Genomic DNA, 17078 nt, shown 5'->3' on the forward strand with positions numbered 1-17078 from the left:
GAGCAGTGGTTTCAGGCGATGGCGAGGCGCTGGACGGCGGCTTTTTGCGCGGCGGCGGAGGTGCGCGGAAGGCGGTTCCGGGATGGGCCGGAGACGCGGGAACGGCGGTTCCGGGATGGGCCGGAGACGCGGGAACGGCCGTTCCCGGGTGGAGGCGGAGACGTGGGGACGGCCGTTCCCGGGTGGGGGCGGAGACGTGGGGACGGGCCGTTCCGTGGGTGGTGCCGGGAGCGGGTGGAATGGGTGCTGGGCGGGCGCTTGCCGGGTGGGCGGAATGCGGCATCCGACGGTGCGCCGGGGAGCGCGCTAATCGGCGTACGAAAAGCGCCTGATGTCTTTGCCGGGGAGCGCGGGCGGTGAGCCGCCGGGCGGCGCGATCGGGCCGCGGCCCCGCGTGGGATCGCCGCAAGCCGGGACAATCCCCGAAAAGCCGCCCCGGGGCCGTGGCCGAAACGCCCGACCCCGTGGTTCACCTGTACGGATGACTAGTCGTGCCGGTGATCGATGGGCCGGCTGCCCGGAATCACACCGGTGGAATTCGGTCAGGAACGCCGCTCGCGGTCACCTGACAAGCCCGCTACCAGCGCATCGTTTGCAGAAAGGTGACTGTGGTCACCGCGGAACGACGGCCGTCATCGTCGCGGAAAGTCGCTGTGGAACGGAAGAGCCCGAACGGACAAGTCGCGCGGTTTCCTTACCGATCGGCCATGCAACTTGCAATCTGCCATTGATGCGCCGATATGGTGACTCCGTGGCCAGGCCGACATCGACAGCGCGCCGGGAACTCGGCGGTGAATTGCGCCGGCTCCGTGGCGAGCGCCGGGCGGTGGACGTGGCGACCGCGCTGGGCTGGTCGGAGTCGAAGCTGAGCCGGATCGAGACGGCGCACACCGGCATCACCGAGTCGGACCTGGACCGCCTGCTCACCCTCTACGGCGTCCGGGTGGAGGAGCGCGGCCGGCTGCGTGACCTGGCCCGGCGCGGCCGGGTCCGGGCCTGGTGGACGCCCTACCGCTCGTCGGTGCCGGACCCCTACGACGAGTACCTGGCGCTGGAGGCGGACGCCACGCTGATCTCCGAGTGGGAGGCCCAGGTGATGCCGGGCCTGCTGCAGACCGATGAGTACGCGCGGGCGGTGATCGAGACCGGCGCCGACGTGGACGACGTGGACGTCATCCAGCGCCGGCTCGACGTGCGGATGGGTCGCGCCGAGCGGTTCTTCCGCAAGGATCCGGAGCCGCGCCTGGACGTGGTCCTCGACCAGGGCGTCCTGCTCCGCGAGGTGGGCGGCCGGCAGGTGCTGGTCCGGCAGCTGGAGCGGCTGCTGGAGGCCACCGAGCAGCCCGGCGTCGCGGTGCAGATCCTGCCGTTCGAGGCCGGCGCGCACGCCGGGCTGACCGAGTCGTTCCTGGTGCTGGAGTTCGGCGAGGGTACCCGTAACCCGGTGGTGCACTCCGAAGGGCTGACCGGCGGTCACTTCCGGGTGAAGCCCGAGGAGATCGACGTGTACCAGGAAGCCTTTGATGACCTGCGCGAACGCGCTTTGTCGAAAGAAGAGAGCCGAACGGTCATCGCTGAGTCGAGGGATCGTTTGGCTCGCTGAGCGCCTGCGGTGGGTTCCAATGGAGAGGCATTTCCAGGGAAGGAGAAACCATGCAGGACGCCACGATCACTTGGCGTAAGAGCAGCCGGAGTGGCGCTGCTGGGCATTGTGTCGAGGTCGCCAACACGCCGGTATCGGTTCTGGTGCGCGACTCCAAGGACGCCACCGGACCGGTGCTCAGCTTCGACACCCGGGACTGGACCGGTTTCCTCGCCGGAGTCCGAGCGGGAGAGTTCGACCGGCCCGGCGCGTAACCTCCGGTTCGACGAATGGCGCGCCACGGGCGGTCCCGGACCGGGACCGCCCGTTTTCATGTCCTCACTCAGGGTTTCCGCGCCCTTACGGCCTTCTGGGAGAGGTGCCTTTTCGCGTAGGCTCCCGGGCAAGATCGCCCCCAGGTAGCGCGGGGGACGGGAGGACAGTGCAATATTGGACCGCATGAGAGCCCGGGTACTGGTCGTCGACGACGATCCCGCGTTGGCCGAGATGCTCGGCATCGTCCTGCGCAGTGAGGGATTCCTGCCCTCGTTCGTGGCGGACGGCGAACGCGCGCTCGCCGCTTTCCGGGAGAACCGCCCGGACATCGTTCTGCTGGACCTGATGCTTCCCGGGATGAGCGGCATCGACGTCGCGCGTGCCATTCGCGCCGAGTCGGGCATTCCGATCGTCATGCTCACCGCGAAGAGCGACACCGTGGACGTGGTGCTCGGCCTGGAGTCCGGCGCCGACGACTACGTGGTGAAGCCGTTCAAGCCCAAGGAGCTGGTCGCCCGGATGCGGGCCCGGCTGCGCCGGGGCGAGGACGCCGCGCCGGAGATGCTGACCATCGGGCCGCCCGGCAACCAGATCAACATCGACGTGCCGGCGCACACCGTGTCCCGGGACGGCGAAGAGGTCAAGCTCACGCCGCTGGAGTTCGACCTGCTGGTGGCCCTGGCCCGCAAGCCGCGCCAGGTGTTCACCCGCGAGGTGCTGCTGGAGCAGGTCTGGGGTTACCGGCACGCGGCGGACACCCGCCTGGTCAACGTGCACGTGCAGCGGCTGCGCGCCAAGATCGAGCCGGATCCGGAACGACCGGAGATCATCCTGACGGTTCGTGGTGTCGGCTACAAGGCGGGCACCGGCTAGGCCGATCCGGGGGCTAACCTTGCCCGCGAGATGCGTGCTCCGGCCTGGCTACCCCAACCCGTGCGCCGCCCCCTGCGAGTGGTGCGGCGCTACTGGCGTGTGATCTCTCTCCGCCTGGAGAGGTACACCGCTCCGTTGCGCCGCGCCTGGCGGCGCTCGCTGCAGGTCCGCGTGGTGACCCTGACCCTGGTGGCGTCCAGCCTGCTGGTCGGCACCTTCGGCTGGTTCATCGCGGACCGCAGCGCCGACATCCTGCTGAACCGCGCGCAGGACGAGGTCGCCACCTCGCTGGAGCGCAAGGTGAAATGGGCGGCCGAGCAGCTCAGCGTGCACCCGCAGGCGTATGACGCGGGCCTGCCCGCCACGATCATCGACACCGCCAACACGCTCTACGACGGTGAGCAGGCCGGCGAGACCGGCACCCTGGTGTCGCTGCGCGCCGAGCACTTCCGGGACCTGCGCCCGCAGACCGTGCCGTCCTCGGTCGACACCAGCCGGTTGATCTCCCCGGAGCTGACCCACGCGGTCGCCGACGAGGTGCGGGTCGCCTGGCAGATCCGGACCGCCGAAGTGAACGGCCACCTGACGAAATACCTGGTCATCGGCTCCCCGGTGCCGGCCCAGTTCGGGCACCTCGAGCTCTACTACATGGTCCCGCTGACCACCGAGAACGCCGCGGCCAACCAGATCCGGACGATGGTCCTGGTCACCGGCCTGGCCCTGGTGATCCTGCTGGGCCTGGTGGCCGGCCTGGTCACCCGGCTGGTGGTGACCCCGGTCCGGGTGGCCGCGCGCACCGCGCAGCGGCTCTCGGCCGGCCTGCTCGACCAGCGGATGAAGGTGGACGGCGAGGACGACCTGGCCATGCTCGCCGCCGCGTTCAACCAGATGGCGGCGAACCTGCAGCGGCAGATCGTCCGGCTCGAGGAGATGTCCCGGCTGCAGCGGCGGTTCACCTCGGACGTGTCGCACGAGCTGCGCACCCCGCTCACCACGGTGCGGATGGCCGCCGACCTGATCTTCTCGGAGCGGGAGGACTTCGACCCGGCCGTGGCGCGCAGCGCCGAGCTGCTGCAGGCCGAGCTGGACCGGTTCGAGGGCCTGCTCACCGACCTGCTGGAGATCAGCCGGTTCGACGCCGGGTTCGCCGCGCTGGACGCCGAGCACACCGACCTGGTGCCGATCGTGGAGCGGGTGGCCGAGCGGCTCACCGGGCTGGCCGAGCGGGTCGGCGTCGAGCTGGAGCTGCGCCTGCCGGACACCCCGGTGATCGCCGAGGTGGATCCGCGCCGGGTCGAGCGGGTGCTGCGCAACCTGGTGGGCAACGCGGTCGAGCACGGCGAGGCACGACCGGTGCAGATCACCATGGCCACCGACGACGCCGCGGTGGCGATCACCGTGCGCGACCACGGCATCGGTCTCAAACCGGGCGAGGAGCGCCTGGTCTTCAACCGGTTCTGGCGGGCCGACCCGTCCCGGGCCCGGCAGACCGGCGGCACCGGCCTCGGCCTGTCGATCAGCGCGGAGGACGCCCGGCTGCACGGCGGCTGGCTGGAGGCCTGGGGGGCACCCGGCGAGGGCGCCCAGTTCCGGCTGACCCTGCCGGTCCGGGCCGGCGACCGGCTGGTCGCCGCCCCGCTCCCGCTGATCCCCCGGGACCGGACAGCGGAGGTGAGCTGACATGGACGCCAGGCACCGCGGCGCGATCGCCCTGCCGGTCGTGGTGGCGCTGGTCGCGCTGCTGACCGGCGGGTGCGGCATCCCGGACGACAGCGGGGTGAAGGACGTCGGCCCCGGCCCGTCGAACAACATCAGTTCGCCCGGCGACGTCGACGCCGGCCAGGTCTCCCGGCAGGACGCCGGCGAGGCGCGCCAGTTCGCGGCGAACTATCTGCGGGCGGCAGCCGGTGACATGGCCACCGCCACCGACCGGCTGAAGAGCTTCATGACCCCGGCGGCCGCCGGGCGGTTCAAGCCCACCGGCAGCGGTCTGCAGGTGGTCCGGCTGATCGGCGACCCGCTGCTCACCCCGGGCGACAACGTGGTCTACGTGACCTACGAGCCGGTCGGCACGCTGGACGAGTTCGGCCGGCTGGAGCCGGCCCGGGAGACCCGCCGGGACACCTTCCAGATCAAGGTGGGGCAGCTCACCGACCAGAGCGGGCTGTTCGTCACCGACGCGCCGCCGGTCCTGCCGCTCGACGTCAAGGCGCTGCAGAGCTCGTACGTGCAGCACGCCCTCTACTACTGGAACACCGAGTACACCGGCCTGGTGCCGGACGTCCGCTACCTGCCCAAGGCGCTGCCCGTCGAGCAGCGCCCGACCACCGTGCTGACCTGGCTGTTCAACGGCCCGTCCAGCTGGCTGTCGGTGGCCAACCTGGCCAAGGGCACCGCGCTCAAGGGCAACGTCCCGATCAGCGACAACAAGCTGCAGATCGCGCTGAGCACCCAGGCGGTCACCGCCGACAACGCGGAGCAGGCGGTGGATCGGCTGCGCCGGCAGCTGCAGTGGACGCTGCGGCCGCTGCTGCCGACCGGCACCGAGCTGGACCTGAAGATCGAGCACCAGGACGTCCGGGCGTTCACCGGCGACGACTACCTGACCAGCAACCCGGCCGCCCAGCTGGGCGACGACCCGGAGCGCTTCGTGGTGTACGGCGGCAAGATCCGCCGGGTCTCCGGGCAGCAGTGGTCGGTCAACCCGGTGCCGGTGCTCAAGCCGGAGGAGAACAAGGACATCCGGGCCGCCGCGATCAGCACCGTGGCGAGACGCTCGTTCGCCGCGGTGGTGGTCAAGGACGGCAAGGGCGAGGGGTTGCGGGTGGCCACCGCCGGGCCCGGCGACCAGGCCGCGCTGCAGCCGATCAGCGGGCTGTCCGGCACGCTCCGCGAGCCGGTCTGGGCGGCCACCGCGGACGGGTCGCCGGACGGCGCGATCGGTCTGATCATCGCGAACGACAAGCTGTACGCGTTCCCGGCTGGCAAGGGCGCCGCCCGGCAGATCCCGTGGACCGGCCCGGGCAGCCGGATCACCTCGGTCGCGGTGGCCCCGGACGGTCACCGGCTGGCCGTGGTGGTGGACGGCAAGCTGTTCCGGGTGTCGCTCAGCCCCGGCGGGGACGCCCCGTCGCTGGGCACGCCCCAGCAGCTCCGGCCGGCCTCGCTGGCGACGGTGAGCGCGGTCGACGTGGCCAGCGAGGGCTGGCTGACCGTGGCCGGCGTGCGGGACAACCAGCGGGTCACCATCGAGGACGTGTCGATGGACGGCGCGCTGGAGGGCGCCCGGCTGCCCGACCTGGGCAGCAAGCCGGTCGACTCGCTGAGCGTCTACCCGGCCGGGCCGCTGGACTCGGACCTGTTCTCCGGCCGGGCCATCGCCCGGTCGGTCTCCTACACCTCGGACAACAAGGCGTGGGAGGCGCTCTCCCAGCCGGAGCAGATCAAGGCCGACAAGGTGGCTGGGCCGCCGGCGAACCAGCCGCCCGGGACCGTCCCGCTGGCCCCGTTCTACCTGGAATGATCGGGCTGCTCGGCGAGCTGGCCGACCTGGTCCTGCCGGGGGCCTGCGCGGGCTGCGGCGCGGAGCGGGTGCGGCTGCGGCACGGCGCCTGCCCGGCCTGCGTGGCCGAGCTGGAGGCGCTGCGGCCGTTCTGGTCGGCGCCCCGGCCCCGGCCGGCCGGGTTCCCGCCCTGCGCGGCGGTGGGGCCGTATTCCGGGGCGTTGCGCGGGGCGCTGCTGGCGTACAAGGAACGGGGCCGGCACCGGCTCGCCGGGCCGCTCGGCGCGCTGCTGGCCGGCGCCGTCGCGGCCGTCGCGCCGCGCGACCGCCCGGTTCTGATCGTCCCGGTCCCGTCCACCCGGGCGGCCCGCCGGGAGCGGTACGGCGACCACATGGCCCGGCTCACGACGCACGCCGTCCGGCGGCTGCGGGCGGCCGGCTGGGCGGCCCGGACCGGTCAGCCGCTGCGTGCCCTGCCCAAGCCTGACTCCACGTCACTGGACGCTGCCGGGCGGTCCATCCAGGCTGTCAATTCGCTGCGAATCATTCCCGCCCGAATCGGCGTTCTGCGGCGCGGCGACGCGATGCGAGGCACGCTGGTGGTAGCCGACGACATCGTCACCACTGGGGCCACGCTGGCCGCCGCGGTACGTCGTCTAGAGGAGGCGGACATGCAGGTCACCGGCGCCGCAGTACTGGCAGCGACACAACTCCGCCGAAGCTGTCCGGGAATTTGACTGCTGTCACGCTTTCGGCTGCCGATAGAGGCGAATGTCAGCCGTTGGTTATCCCAAACGAGGGGTGACGAGCGAGGATCGGCAGGTTAGCGTCTAGGTGACGAGGGTAGGGCACATCAACTTACCCGCCACCGGGAGCGTTCTTTCTCGCACCGGAAAGGAGTCGTCTCACTCACGTCTGCCGTGTCGCCTCTTCTTCCAGGCGAGCGGCGCCCTTCTCAAGCACCACGATGCGCCGGCTGCCGGCGCCCCATGCAGAACACGTTGGGGGAGGTCACGAGTGGACATTGTCGTCAAGGGCCGCAACGTAGAGGTTCCCGACCACTATCGAGAGCATGTAGCGGACAAGCTGAGCAAGGTCGAGCGTTACGACCAGAAGCTGATGCGGGTCGACGTGGAGCTGTTCCACGAACGCAACCCGCGCCAGTCCGACACCTGCCAGCGGGTCGAGATCACCGTCCTGACCAAGGGACCGGTGGTTCGCGCCGAAGCTCAGGCACAGGATTTCTACGCAGCTCTGGACTGCGCCATCAACAAACTGGACGCCCGGTTGCGTCGTTCCGCCGACCGGCGCCGCGTCCACCGCGGACGGCACGCACCGGTTTCGGTCGCCGCCGCCACCGCGAACCTTCCCACCGACCTGACCAGGGGTGGCGCCGCTACGCTGACCGCCGAGCCAGAGGTCGAGGAGCTGGCCGAGCACGACGAGAGCCAGCCGTGGCGGATCGTTCGCGAGAAAGAGCACTCCGGCGAGCCGATGACCGTCGATGACGCGCTCTTCCAGATGGAACTCGTCGGGCACGACTTCTATCTGTTCCAGGACAAGGAGAGCGGCCGGCCCAGCGTCGTGTACCGCCGTCGAGGCTACGACTACGGGATCCTCAGCCTGGCTGTGTGAGTTCCCCGCCGGAGACCTGCCGCAGCAGGTCTTCGGCGAACAGCACGAACTGGACGTCGTCGTGACGGGTGCCGGCCATACCGGGCAGCCGGGAGCGCAGGTACGCCTCCCGCCGGAACCCGGCTTTCTCCAGCACCCGTTGCGAACCCACGTTGTCCGGCAGCGTGCCCGCGATCAGCCGGGCGATCCCGGTCTCCGCGAACGCCCACAGCGCCACCAGCTTGGCTGCCCGGGTCACCAGTCCGCGCCCGCGGAACTCGGGCAGCATGCTGTAGCCGATCATCGCCTGCGCGGTGCGCGGCTCCTGGTAGTACAACGAGATCTGGCCGGCCGCGGCGCCGCTCGCGGCGTCCACCACGACCAGGTCGGCCCGGTGGCCGGCCAGCCAGTGCGAGGCCGCCCAGAAACACCGCCGATGCACCTCCGCCGGGTCCGGCGGCACCGGCGGCACGCTGGTCGCCACCACGTCCGGCTCGCTGTGCAGGGTGGCGTAGAAGCCCACGTCGCCCTCGCCGAGCGGGCGCAGCGTCACCACGCCGTCGGACAGCTCGCCGCCGGGCAGGTCGGGCAGCAGCCGCTCGACCGGCTCGCCGGAGTCGCCGGCCAGCCGGGAGTAGACCAGCACGTCGTCGTGCCCGCCGGCCGGGTTCGGCCACGCGCCGCGCCGCTCGCCCTCGCGCACGTAACCGGCGGCCAGCGCGACCCGCTGGGCCACCGGGTTGTCCTGGTGGATCAGCAGCTCCAGCCGGTGCAGCCGGGGGATCCCGGGCGCGCCGGCGAAGATCTCCTCGCTCAGCGCCCGCAGCGCGGCGGTCGCGATGCCCCGCCGCCGGGCCTGCGGCCCCACCCAGAACCGGACCTGCCCCGAGCCGAGATCGGGTTGCAGGTGGTCCAGCTCCACGGCGCCGACCGGGCCGCCTCCGCCTCCGGCGATTATCGCGTACGAATAAGCGCTGCTCGCGGTCGTGCCGGAGGGCAGGAACCGGCGCCCGAGCTGATCGTCGCGCGCCGCGGCGAGGGCTGCCTCGTCGGACGTGCCGGCGGCCCGCAGCCGTACCCCGTTGTCCTGATCCACCGGACCATCTTTCCGCAGACGCGCCCGGGCGCGAAACACGTTTCAACGCTTCGGCGACTGCGCTGTCAGCGAACTTCCTGCCCCGTTCAGTCCCTTTTGTGAGTTTGGCGGGAGGCTCGGGTCACAGCCTTCGGGAGAAGGTGCCTACGATGGTTCGGCAGACTGTCTAGGGGAGCGTTGACCCGTGTCGATATTGGAAAAGATCCTCCGTGCCGGCGAAGGCCGCATGGTGCGCCGGCTCAAGTCGATCGCGGACGCGGTCAACTCGATCGAGGATGACTACGTCGACCTCACCGACGACGAGTTGCGCGAGTGCACCGAGCAGTTCAAGGAGCGCTATGCCGAGGGCGAGTCGCTCGACTCGCTGCTGCCCGAGGCGTTCGCGGTGGCCCGGGAGGGCGCCAAGCGGGTGCTCGGCCAGCGGGCCTACGACGTCCAGCTGATGGGTGGCGCCGCGCTGCACTTCGGCAACATCCCGGAGATGAAGACCGGTGAGGGCAAGACCCTGACCGGTGTGTTCCCCGCCTATCTCAACGCGTTGAGCGGCGACGGCGTGCACATCATCACGGTCAACGACTACCTGGCCCAGCGCGACGCCGAGTGGGTCGGCCGGGTGCACGTCTTCCTCGGCCTCACCGTCGGCGTGATCCTGCCGAACCGGCCGGCCGCCGAGCACCGCGCGGCCTACCAGTGCGACATCACCTACGGGACGAACAACGAGTTCGGCTTCGACTACCTGCGCGACAACATGGCGTGGTCGAAGGACGAGCTGGTGCAGCGCGGTCACAACTTCGCGATCGTCGACGAGGTGGACTCGATCCTGATCGACGAGGCCCGGACCCCGCTGATCATCTCCGGCCCGGCCGAGCACTCCCAGCGGTGGTACGGCGAGTTCGCCGCCATCGTGAAGCGGCTGGAGAAGGGCAAGGACGGCTCCGGCGACTACGAGGTCGACGAGGCCAAGCGCACGGTGGCGATCACCGAGCGCGGCGTCGCCAAGGTCGAGGACCGGATCGGCATCGACAACCTGTACGAGTCGGTGAACACGCCGCTGGTCGGTTACCTGAACAACGCGATCAAGGCCAAGGAGCTCTACAAGCGCGACAAGGACTACATCGTCAGCCCGGAGGGCGAGGTCCTGATCGTCGACGAGTTCACCGGCCGCATCCTGCACGGCCGCCGCTACAACGAGGGCATGCACCAGGCCATCGAGGCGAAGGAGGGGGTGGAGGTCAAGCAGGAGAACCAGACCCTGGCGACCGTCACCCTGCAGAACTACTTCCGCCTTTACAAGAAGCTCGGCGGCATGACCGGTACGGCGCAGACCGAGGCCGGCGAGTTCAACAGCGTCTACAAGGTCGGCGTCGTGTCCATCCCGACGCACCGCCCGATGATCCGGATCGACCACCCGGACGTCATCTACAAGACCGAGAAGGCCAAGTTCAACGCGGTCATCGAGGACATCGCCGAGCGGCACGCGACCGGCCAGCCGGTCCTGGTCGGCACGGTCTCGGTGGAGAACTCGGAGATCCTCTCCACCCTGCTGCGCCGCCGCGGCATCCCGCACAGCGTGCTGAACGCGAAGTTCCACGCGCAGGAGGCCACGATCATCGCCCAGGCCGGCCGCAAGGGCGCGGTCACGGTCGCCACCAACATGGCCGGCCGTGGCACCGACATCCTGCTCGGCGGGAACCCGGAGTTCCTCGCCGCCCAGGAGCTGGCCCAGCGCGGCCTCGACCCGGTGGAGAACCCGGAGGAGTACGCGAAGGCCCTCGAGGAGGTCCTGCCGATCGTCAAGGAGGCCTGCGACGCCGAGCAGGCCGAGGTGCAGGCGGCCGGCGGCCTCTACGTGCTGGGCACCGAGCGGCACGACTCCCGCCGGATCGACAACCAGCTCCGCGGCCGGTCCGGCCGGCAGGGCGACCCGGGCGAGTCCCGGTTCTACCTGTCGCTGCAGGACGACCTGATGAAGCGGTTCCGGGCCGGCGCGGTCGAGGCCGTCATGGAGCGGTTCAACATCCCCGAGGACGTGCCGATCGAGTCGAAGATGGTGACCCGGCAGATCCGCAGCGCGCAGACCCAGATCGAGGCGCAGAACGCCGAGATCCGGAAGAACGTGCTGAAGTACGACGAGGTGATGAACAAGCAGCGGCAGGTCATCTACGCCGAGCGCAAGCGGGTGCTCGACGGCGAGGACATGCACGAGCAGATCGTCAGCATGATCGACGACGTGATCACCGACGTGGTCACCGTGGCCACCGCCGACGGGTACGCCGAGGACTGGGACCTGGAGCAGCTCTGGACCAACCTGAAGCGGCTGTTCCCGGTCACCCTCACCATCGAGGACCTGATCGAGGAGTCCGGCGGCGAGCGCAACTCGCTCGACCAGGAGTTCCTGATCGAGCAGCTCAAGCAGGACGCGCAGGCCGCCTACCAGGCCCGGGAGGACGAGCTGGGCGCCGAGGCGGTCCGTGAGCTGGAGCGGCAGGTGCTGCTCGCGGTGATCGACCGCAAGTGGCGTGAGCACCTCTACGAGATGGACTACCTGCAGGAGGGCATCAGCCTGCGGGCCTACGCGCAGCGCGACCCGGTCGTGGAGTACCAGCGCGAGGGCTTCGACATGTTCAACCAGATGATGGAGGGCATCAAGGAGGAGGCCGTCGGCTTCGTCTTCAACCTGGAGGTCCAGGTCGAGGAGCAGCCCACCATCACGGTCGACCCGAGCCAGGCCTACGAGCTGCCCGCCGTCGGCGAGGTGCCGGACGACGCGCCGGTCGAGGAGCCGCACGACCACGTCGAGGTGCGGGCCAAGGGGCTGGGTGGCGGCAACCGCCCGCAGAACCTGCAGTACACCGCGCCGGCCATCGACGGCGAGGCGGGCGGCGGCCGCCCGGTGATCCAGCAGCAGCCGGAGCAGCCGGTCGCCTTCGGTCCCGGCGGCTCGCCGGTCCCGGCCAGCCCCGCGCACACCGGCGCCGGCCGGCACGCGGCGCCCGGCTCGGCCACCGAGTCGAACGGCCCGTCGCGCAACGCGCCGTGCTACTGCGGCTCGGGCAAGAAGTACAAGCGGTGCCACGGCGCCCCGGGCGGAGCCGCCTGACAGAGATGATGTTGGTGAGCACCTCCCGCCGGGGTCTGACCCTCCGCCTGACTGACTTCGGGTCCTTAACGGGATTTGTCGACCCTGGCCGGGAGGTGCTCATGCACTCATCAGGCGTGGCGTTGTGACTTCATAGGAGCCTGGCTAGAGGCCCCATCTCTGTCTTGTCCGCGTTGCCCGGCTGGTGCGTGCCGCCCTGCACCCAGTCACGAACGACAGGACGACGATGCCTTCCATTACACCTGATGACACTGTGATCGAGGTCTTCGGTGGCGTCGACACTCACCAGGACACCCACACCGCCGCCGTGATCGACCAGGTCGGCCGGGTTCTCGGCACGCATGAGTTCCCCGCCACCGCGGCCGGCTACGCCGATCTGCTGGCCTGGATACGCGGGCACGGCCGGCTCAGCCGGGTCGGGGTCGAGGGCACCGGCGCCTACGGCGCGGGCCTGGCTCGCCTGCTCCGCGACGAGCACGCCGACGTGATCGAGGTCGACCGGCCAGACCGTAAGACCCGCCGCTTCCAGGGAAAATCCGACCCGATCGACGCGATCCAAGCCGCCCGGGCCGCGCTGGCTGGTGAACGCACCGGCACCCCCAAACAGCGCGACGGGCGCGTCGAAGCGTTACGTAACCTGCGCGTGGCCCGGCGCAGCGCGGTCGAACAGCGCGCCGACACCCAGCGCCAGATGAAGACCCTGATCGTCACCGCTCCCGACGAGCTGCGTGCCCGGCTACGCGGCCTGAGCGTCAAACAGCTGGTCGTCACCTGCGCGAACCTGCGCCCCGAGCGGGCTGACGCCGCGACCCCGCTCACCGCCGTCAAGCTCGCCCTGCGCAGTCTGGCCCGCCGCCATCAGCAGCTGTCCGCCGAGATCACCGACCTCGACGAGCTGCTCGAGCCGGTCGTCGCCGCGATCAACCCCGGCCTGCTGGCCGCCAACGGTGTCGGCGCCGAGATCGCCGGGCAGTTGCTGGTCAGTGCCGGGGAGAACCACGACCGGCTCGCCTCCGAGGCGGCGTTCGCCATGCTCTGCGGCGTTGCACCGATCCCGGCCTCGTCCGGCAAGACGACCCGGCACCGGCTCAACCGTGGCGGCGACCGACAGGCCAACGCCGCCCTCTACCGCGTCGTGCTCTGCCGCCTGCGCTGGGATCCCCGCACCCGCGACTACATGCAACGACGCACCAAGGAAGGCATGTCGAAGAAAGAAATCATTCGATGCCTTAAGCGATATGTCGCCCGCGAGCTCTACCAACTCATCAGAATGAACGATCTTGAACTCGCCGCTTGACATCCATAGGAGCATCCACCCGCACCATCCCGACGCCGCCCGGCCCGGACCACCTCGGTCCGCGCCGGGCGGCGCTCGTTTCCACCCCGGGCGAGGCCCGTTTCCGCCCCGCGCGGGGCTCGTTTCCCCCGGGCGCGAACCAAATCGACGTCGCCCGGCCCGGACCACCTCGGTGCACGCCGGGCCGCGCTTGTTTCCGCCCAGGGAGCGCGCCAACTCGCCCCGCTCTGCCGTCGCCGCGTCGGGCCTGACCGCGCCGGGCCTGACCGGGCCGCGCCGCGAACCGGTCGTGGCGTCGGCGCGTGGTGGAACCCAGGACGGCCACCGCCTCCACTGCTCAGTGGACGCCCCGGGGTATGCCCTGCTGCCCTTCTCCGTGCCGCGCGGCGTGGACGAGCCGTGCGGCGTGGCACGGATGAGTGGCGCCGCGTGGCGTGATGAGTGGTGCCGCGTGGCGTGATGAGCCGTGCCGCGCGGCCTGGATGAGCCGTGCCGCGCGGCGTGGATGAGTCGCGCGGCGGGGCTCAGATGAGACGGAGGGTGGTGGCGCACCACTCGTCGTCGTGCAGCTCCAAGCGGAGCGCCATGGCCCAGGTCCGCTCCCCGGTGACCAGGGCGACCGCGGCCTCGACCGCCCCGCGCCGCGGCTCGCAGAGGTTGACCCGGAGCACCCCGACCGGGGACGGCCGCTGGGCTCGCCGGTCACCGGGCCGCCGGGCCCGCCGCAACTGGGCGACCCGCCGGGCGCCGGCCAGACCCTGCGCCACCACCCCGGCCGCCTCGGCCGGCAACGACAGCCCGCGCAGGTGGGTCGCCGGCCGGTAGCCGTTCAGCACCTCGACACAGAGGTGCACGAACCGCTTCACCGCCAGCTTCGCGTCCCCGGAAGGCCCGGCCACCACCGGCGCCGCCGCACCCCGGACCGCTGGACCGATCGATACCTCCGCACCCCCGGCCACCTGGCCGTTCGGCGTCGCGCCGGCCCGGACCACCTGACCGCTCGGCGTCGCGCCGACCCGGACCGCCTGACCGCTCGGCGTCGCGCCGACCCGGACCGCCTGACCGCTCGGCGCCGCGCCAGGCCGGACCACCTGACCGTTCGGCGCCGCGCCCGCTCGGACCGCTGGATCGCTCGGCGCCGCGTCGGCCCGGACCGCGGGAGCGCCCGGAACCGCCGCGGTCGGGACCACCTGACCGCTCGGTGCCGCGTCGGCCGGGGCCGACGGATCGGCTGGTGGGAACGCTGGGCTGGGCGGTGGGCCGGAAGGGGCCCGCTGGATCGGGCGCGGCCACTCCAGGGCCGGCTGCCGCGCGGACGACCACGCCGGCGACGTCATCTCGTCGTCGAACGGAGGGTCGTACCGAAGCACCGGGCGCAGGCGAACCGCCGGCCGCGACCCGGCGGACGCAACCTGGACCACCGATCGCATCTCCACCGCCAATCCTTGCGTTTGGCTTCGTTTGCTTTCGACTGCCTCAGTCTTCTCCCGGCCGCGACGGTGGGTCAACATGGCGGAGGGCATCCGGAAAAACCCGCAAAAGGCGCGATCCACTCACTCCGGCTCGCGCTCGGTGAGCGGGTTCTCCCGCACCCAGGCGGCCGTCTCCGCGTACTTGCCCTGGATGTATTCCTCCAGCTTGACGCGCTCGACCCGCCACTGGCCGCGGCCGCCCACCTTGATCGCCGGCAGCTCGCCGCTGCGCACCATGTGATAGACCTGCGAGTCGGTGACGTTCAGCTCGGCCGCGACGTCGGACAGCAACAGGAACCGGCCCTCCACATGGCCTCCCAGCCTCGTTCGTTTCGTCAGCCTGAGTTTGCCACCGTTTGCCACCGAACGGCTGTCCTGGGCTCCCGGCTGTCCCCGATCCGGAGACGCCTGGTGGAATGAGCCTCGCCCGGACCGCGGCGGCGGTGTACTGACCGGGATGGCGAAGCAGGAGGAAGACGTGCCGATCACCGAGCTGGTCCGGGTCTACGTGCCGGCCACCCTGCCGTTGCTGGCGTTCCTGCGGACGGAGGGCCGGCTCGGCAACGGGGCGATCGAGGCGCACGCCGTGACGCCCGCGCTGCGCGAGTGGTACGCCGAGGGCGACGAGGAGGAGCTGGAGTACGTCGCCTTCACCCGCGCCGCGCAGGGCGCCCTGCAGTTGCTGCGGTACGACGTCGCCGCGCCCCGCCGCCGGGTGGTGGTCTCCGCCGACGTGCCGGCGGCCACCCTGGTCCGGGAGGACGTCGAGCTCGGGTCGAGCACCGTGCGGCTGCCCGAGCCGGTGCTGATGTCCCAGGTGGCGAGCATCCACGTGGACGGCGCCGAGGCGATGGAGGCGGTCGCGGCGGCCGCCGAGGTGGTCGAGGAGGCGCTGGCCGGCGACCCGGACGCGCAGTTCACCGTCGACGGCGCCGAGGACCACGAGCTGGAGTGGTACGCGGTCTCCGAGCTGGACGAGCTGATCTAGGAGGTGACCGGGAGGTCCTCGTCCTCGTCCTCGTCGGGGGCCGGGGAGAGGGTCCGCCCGACCGCCACCATCGCGGTGAACGCGCCGAGGAAGAGCACGATCAGCGCGCTGTTGAGCCGGTTGGTGCTGAGGATCTGCTGCACCGACCGCTCCAGCTCGCTGACCTTGCCGGCCAGGGTGACCACCTGGGCCCCGGCGGTCCGGGTGAGCACCTCGGCGATGACCGAGAGCAGGCCGGCTCCGGCGCCGGCGATCAGGTAGAACGGCCAGCGCAGGTCGGCGCCGGCCCGGCGGCGGGCGCGGCGCAGGACGGCGAACGCGATCAGGCCGGCGGCCACGCCGCTCAGCGCGGACTGCCCGTACGAAAAGTATTGATTGGCATGTGCCGCGGCCTCGGTCGAATCGTTCCCGAGGAGGTCGAGCAGCGGGTCCTGGATCTGCTTGGTGTTGAGCAGCGAGCCGATCAGGAAGACGCCGAGCGTCGCCCAGCCGGCGGCCGCGATCACCGGGGGGATCCGGAAGGCGGCGAGCGCGCCGCCGATGGTGGCGGCCGCGGCCAGCGTCCCGCCGACCGCCGCGTAGATCGTGCCCTCCGTGTTGATCGTGAAGATCGGCAGCGCGCAGAGCACGCCGGTGAGCAGGCCGCTGCCGGTGCCGACGGCGAACCGGGCGGTGGCGCCGAGAGTGCGCCGGCCGTTGACCAGGGTGAGCACCAGCAGGGCGACGGCGGCGCCGGCCACGATTGCCGCCGAGACGGTGCCGGGCAGCGCGTACGCCGTCGAGGTGACCTCCATCTCGGCGTCTGCCCACCCGGTGATCTTGATGCGGGCGGAGAGCAGCATGCCGGCCGTCCAGACGAGCGCGGCAGCCGCCAGCAGGATCGCGGTGAGCCGCGGGACCTCGCGGGTCTCCGGTGCGGACGGGTGCTCGGGCTCGGTCATGGGGGTCAGGGTAACCGGCGAAGCTGCGGGGACCGGACCGCCGCCTGGCCGTTGTGCGCAGGGACCGGGACCGTCGCGGCTCCCGTAGCGTGGGAGTACCCCCACATGAGCCGATTGTCCGAATGTGCGTGGCGACTCGCGCAGATATGGGCGTTTCCTGCCTCGACCTGCCTGTCTGACCGAATAGCTGCTCCATTTTAGCTGGTCAAGTGGCTAGCGGCGCGCGAAACGCCCGGTCTGCGCGCTCGTTGTCGGACTGTCTGTGCGGGACAGTCGTTTGTGGAGGCGCAAACTGGACGGATCGTGCGAAATCCTGGACGTGGCTGCGACAAAGTGG

At 71.0% G+C, this 17078-nt stretch carries 14 protein-coding genes; 10 read left to right on the forward strand and 4 right to left on the reverse strand.

The features are described from left to right. The first annotated feature begins 751 nt into the window (after nucleotides 1-751). From BJY16_RS12875 to hpf, 7 genes are all read left to right on the forward strand, one after another. Nucleotides 752-1603, forward strand: coding sequence for a helix-turn-helix domain-containing protein (locus BJY16_RS12875; protein WP_185039687.1), 852 nt, complete (start codon nucleotides 752-754; stop codon nucleotides 1601-1603). Nucleotides 1604-1653: 50 nt separating this feature from the next. Beyond that, nucleotides 1654-1857, forward strand: a complete 204-nt coding sequence (locus tag BJY16_RS12880) for a DUF397 domain-containing protein (protein WP_185039688.1) — start codon at nucleotides 1654-1656, stop codon at nucleotides 1855-1857. A 184-nt stretch (nucleotides 1858-2041) separates the two neighbouring features. Then, entirely contained in the window at nucleotides 2042-2731 is a 690-nt protein-coding gene (gene mtrA, locus BJY16_RS12885; RefSeq protein WP_122976451.1) for an MtrAB system response regulator MtrA, read from the forward strand. A gap of 30 nt (nucleotides 2732-2761) precedes the next feature. Continuing rightward, nucleotides 2762-4411 carry an MtrAB system histidine kinase MtrB gene (gene mtrB, locus BJY16_RS12890; RefSeq protein WP_185039689.1) on the forward strand — a complete coding sequence of 550 codons (1650 nt, stop codon included), beginning with the start codon at nucleotides 2762-2764 and terminating at the stop codon, nucleotides 4409-4411. A gap of 1 nt (nucleotide 4412) precedes the next feature. Then, the gene (locus BJY16_RS12895) at nucleotides 4413-6254 is read left to right on the forward strand and encodes an LpqB family beta-propeller domain-containing protein (RefSeq protein ID WP_185039690.1); all 1842 of its coding nucleotides are present in this window, start codon (nucleotides 4413-4415) and stop codon (nucleotides 6252-6254) included. Beyond that, on the forward strand, nucleotides 6251-6970 hold the full coding sequence (locus BJY16_RS12900) for a ComF family protein (protein ID WP_185039691.1): 720 nt from the start codon (nucleotides 6251-6253) through the stop codon (nucleotides 6968-6970). The genes BJY16_RS12895 and BJY16_RS12900 overlap by 4 nt, the downstream gene beginning before the upstream one ends. 280 nt (nucleotides 6971-7250) lie before the next feature. Next, nucleotides 7251-7868 carry a ribosome hibernation-promoting factor, HPF/YfiA family gene (hpf, locus tag BJY16_RS12905; protein WP_185039692.1) on the forward strand — a complete coding sequence of 206 codons (618 nt, stop codon included), beginning with the start codon at nucleotides 7251-7253 and terminating at the stop codon, nucleotides 7866-7868. On the opposite strand, the gene BJY16_RS12910 is transcribed toward hpf, so the two are convergent. Continuing rightward, nucleotides 7852-8943 (reverse strand): GNAT family N-acetyltransferase, encoded by a 1092-nt coding sequence (locus BJY16_RS12910; RefSeq protein ID WP_185039693.1) that lies wholly within the window; start codon nucleotides 8941-8943, stop codon nucleotides 7852-7854. The two genes, hpf and BJY16_RS12910, sit on opposite strands and share 17 nt — an antisense overlap. 184 nt (nucleotides 8944-9127) lie before the next feature. On the opposite strand from BJY16_RS12910, the gene secA reads away from it, so the two are divergent. Next, nucleotides 9128-12043 carry a preprotein translocase subunit SecA gene (gene secA / locus BJY16_RS12915; protein WP_185039694.1) on the forward strand — a complete coding sequence of 972 codons (2916 nt, stop codon included), beginning with the start codon at nucleotides 9128-9130 and terminating at the stop codon, nucleotides 12041-12043. 226 nt (nucleotides 12044-12269) lie between these two features. After that, a complete protein-coding gene (locus BJY16_RS12920; RefSeq protein ID WP_185046419.1) occupies nucleotides 12270-13340 on the forward strand; it encodes an IS110 family RNA-guided transposase in 1071 nt (356 codons plus the stop codon). Nucleotides 13341-13864: 524 nt separating this feature from the next. On the opposite strand, the gene BJY16_RS46410 is transcribed toward BJY16_RS12920, so the two are convergent. Together BJY16_RS46410 and BJY16_RS12930 are read right to left on the reverse strand one after the other, a co-directional pair. Further along, nucleotides 13865-14770: an Rv3235 family protein gene (locus BJY16_RS46410; RefSeq protein ID WP_239177394.1), complete on the reverse strand. Its 906-nt coding sequence runs from the start codon at nucleotides 14768-14770 to the stop codon at nucleotides 13865-13867. A gap of 123 nt (nucleotides 14771-14893) precedes the next feature. Next, nucleotides 14894-15121, reverse strand: coding sequence for a helix-turn-helix domain-containing protein (locus BJY16_RS12930; RefSeq protein ID WP_185039695.1), 228 nt, complete (start codon nucleotides 15119-15121; stop codon nucleotides 14894-14896). Nucleotides 15122-15269: 148 nt separating this feature from the next. On the opposite strand from BJY16_RS12930, the gene BJY16_RS12935 reads away from it, so the two are divergent. After that, on the forward strand, nucleotides 15270-15800 hold the full coding sequence (locus BJY16_RS12935; RefSeq protein WP_185039696.1) for a DUF6912 family protein: 531 nt from the start codon (nucleotides 15270-15272) through the stop codon (nucleotides 15798-15800). Here BJY16_RS12935 and BJY16_RS12940 read toward each other — a convergent pair. Beyond that, nucleotides 15797-16741, reverse strand: a complete 945-nt coding sequence (locus tag BJY16_RS12940; RefSeq protein ID WP_185039697.1) for a hypothetical protein — start codon at nucleotides 16739-16741, stop codon at nucleotides 15797-15799. The two genes, BJY16_RS12935 and BJY16_RS12940, sit on opposite strands and share 4 nt — an antisense overlap. Nucleotides 16742-17078: the final 337 nt, after the last annotated feature.

Origin of the sequence: Actinoplanes octamycinicus (assembly GCF_014205225.1) — a bacterium.
Classification (GTDB): Bacteria; Actinomycetota; Actinomycetes; order Mycobacteriales; family Micromonosporaceae; genus Actinoplanes; species Actinoplanes octamycinicus.

Bases quoted from the DNA above. Each gene is read 5' to 3' on its own strand.
- BJY16_RS12880 (WP_185039688.1), top strand. From the start codon at position 1,654: ATGCAGGACGCCACGATCACTTGGCGTAAGAGCAGCCGGAGTGGCGCT.
- mtrA (WP_122976451.1), top strand. From the start codon at position 2,042: ATGAGAGCCCGGGTACTGGTCGTCGACGACGATCCCGCGTTGGCCGAG.
- mtrB (WP_185039689.1), top strand. From the start codon at position 2,762: ATGCGTGCTCCGGCCTGGCTACCCCAACCCGTGCGCCGCCCCCTGCGA.
- BJY16_RS12895 (WP_185039690.1), top strand. From the start codon at position 4,413: ATGGACGCCAGGCACCGCGGCGCGATCGCCCTGCCGGTCGTGGTGGCG.
- BJY16_RS12900 (WP_185039691.1), top strand. From the start codon at position 6,251: ATGATCGGGCTGCTCGGCGAGCTGGCCGACCTGGTCCTGCCGGGGGCC.
- BJY16_RS12920 (WP_185046419.1), top strand. From the start codon at position 12,270: ATGCCTTCCATTACACCTGATGACACTGTGATCGAGGTCTTCGGTGGC.
- BJY16_RS46410 (WP_239177394.1), bottom strand. From the start codon at position 14,770: ATGCGATCGGTGGTCCAGGTTGCGTCCGCCGGGTCGCGGCCGGCGGTT.
- BJY16_RS12935 (WP_185039696.1), top strand. From the start codon at position 15,270: ATGGCGAAGCAGGAGGAAGACGTGCCGATCACCGAGCTGGTCCGGGTC.
- BJY16_RS12940 (WP_185039697.1), bottom strand. From the start codon at position 16,741: ATGACCGAGCCCGAGCACCCGTCCGCACCGGAGACCCGCGAGGTCCCG.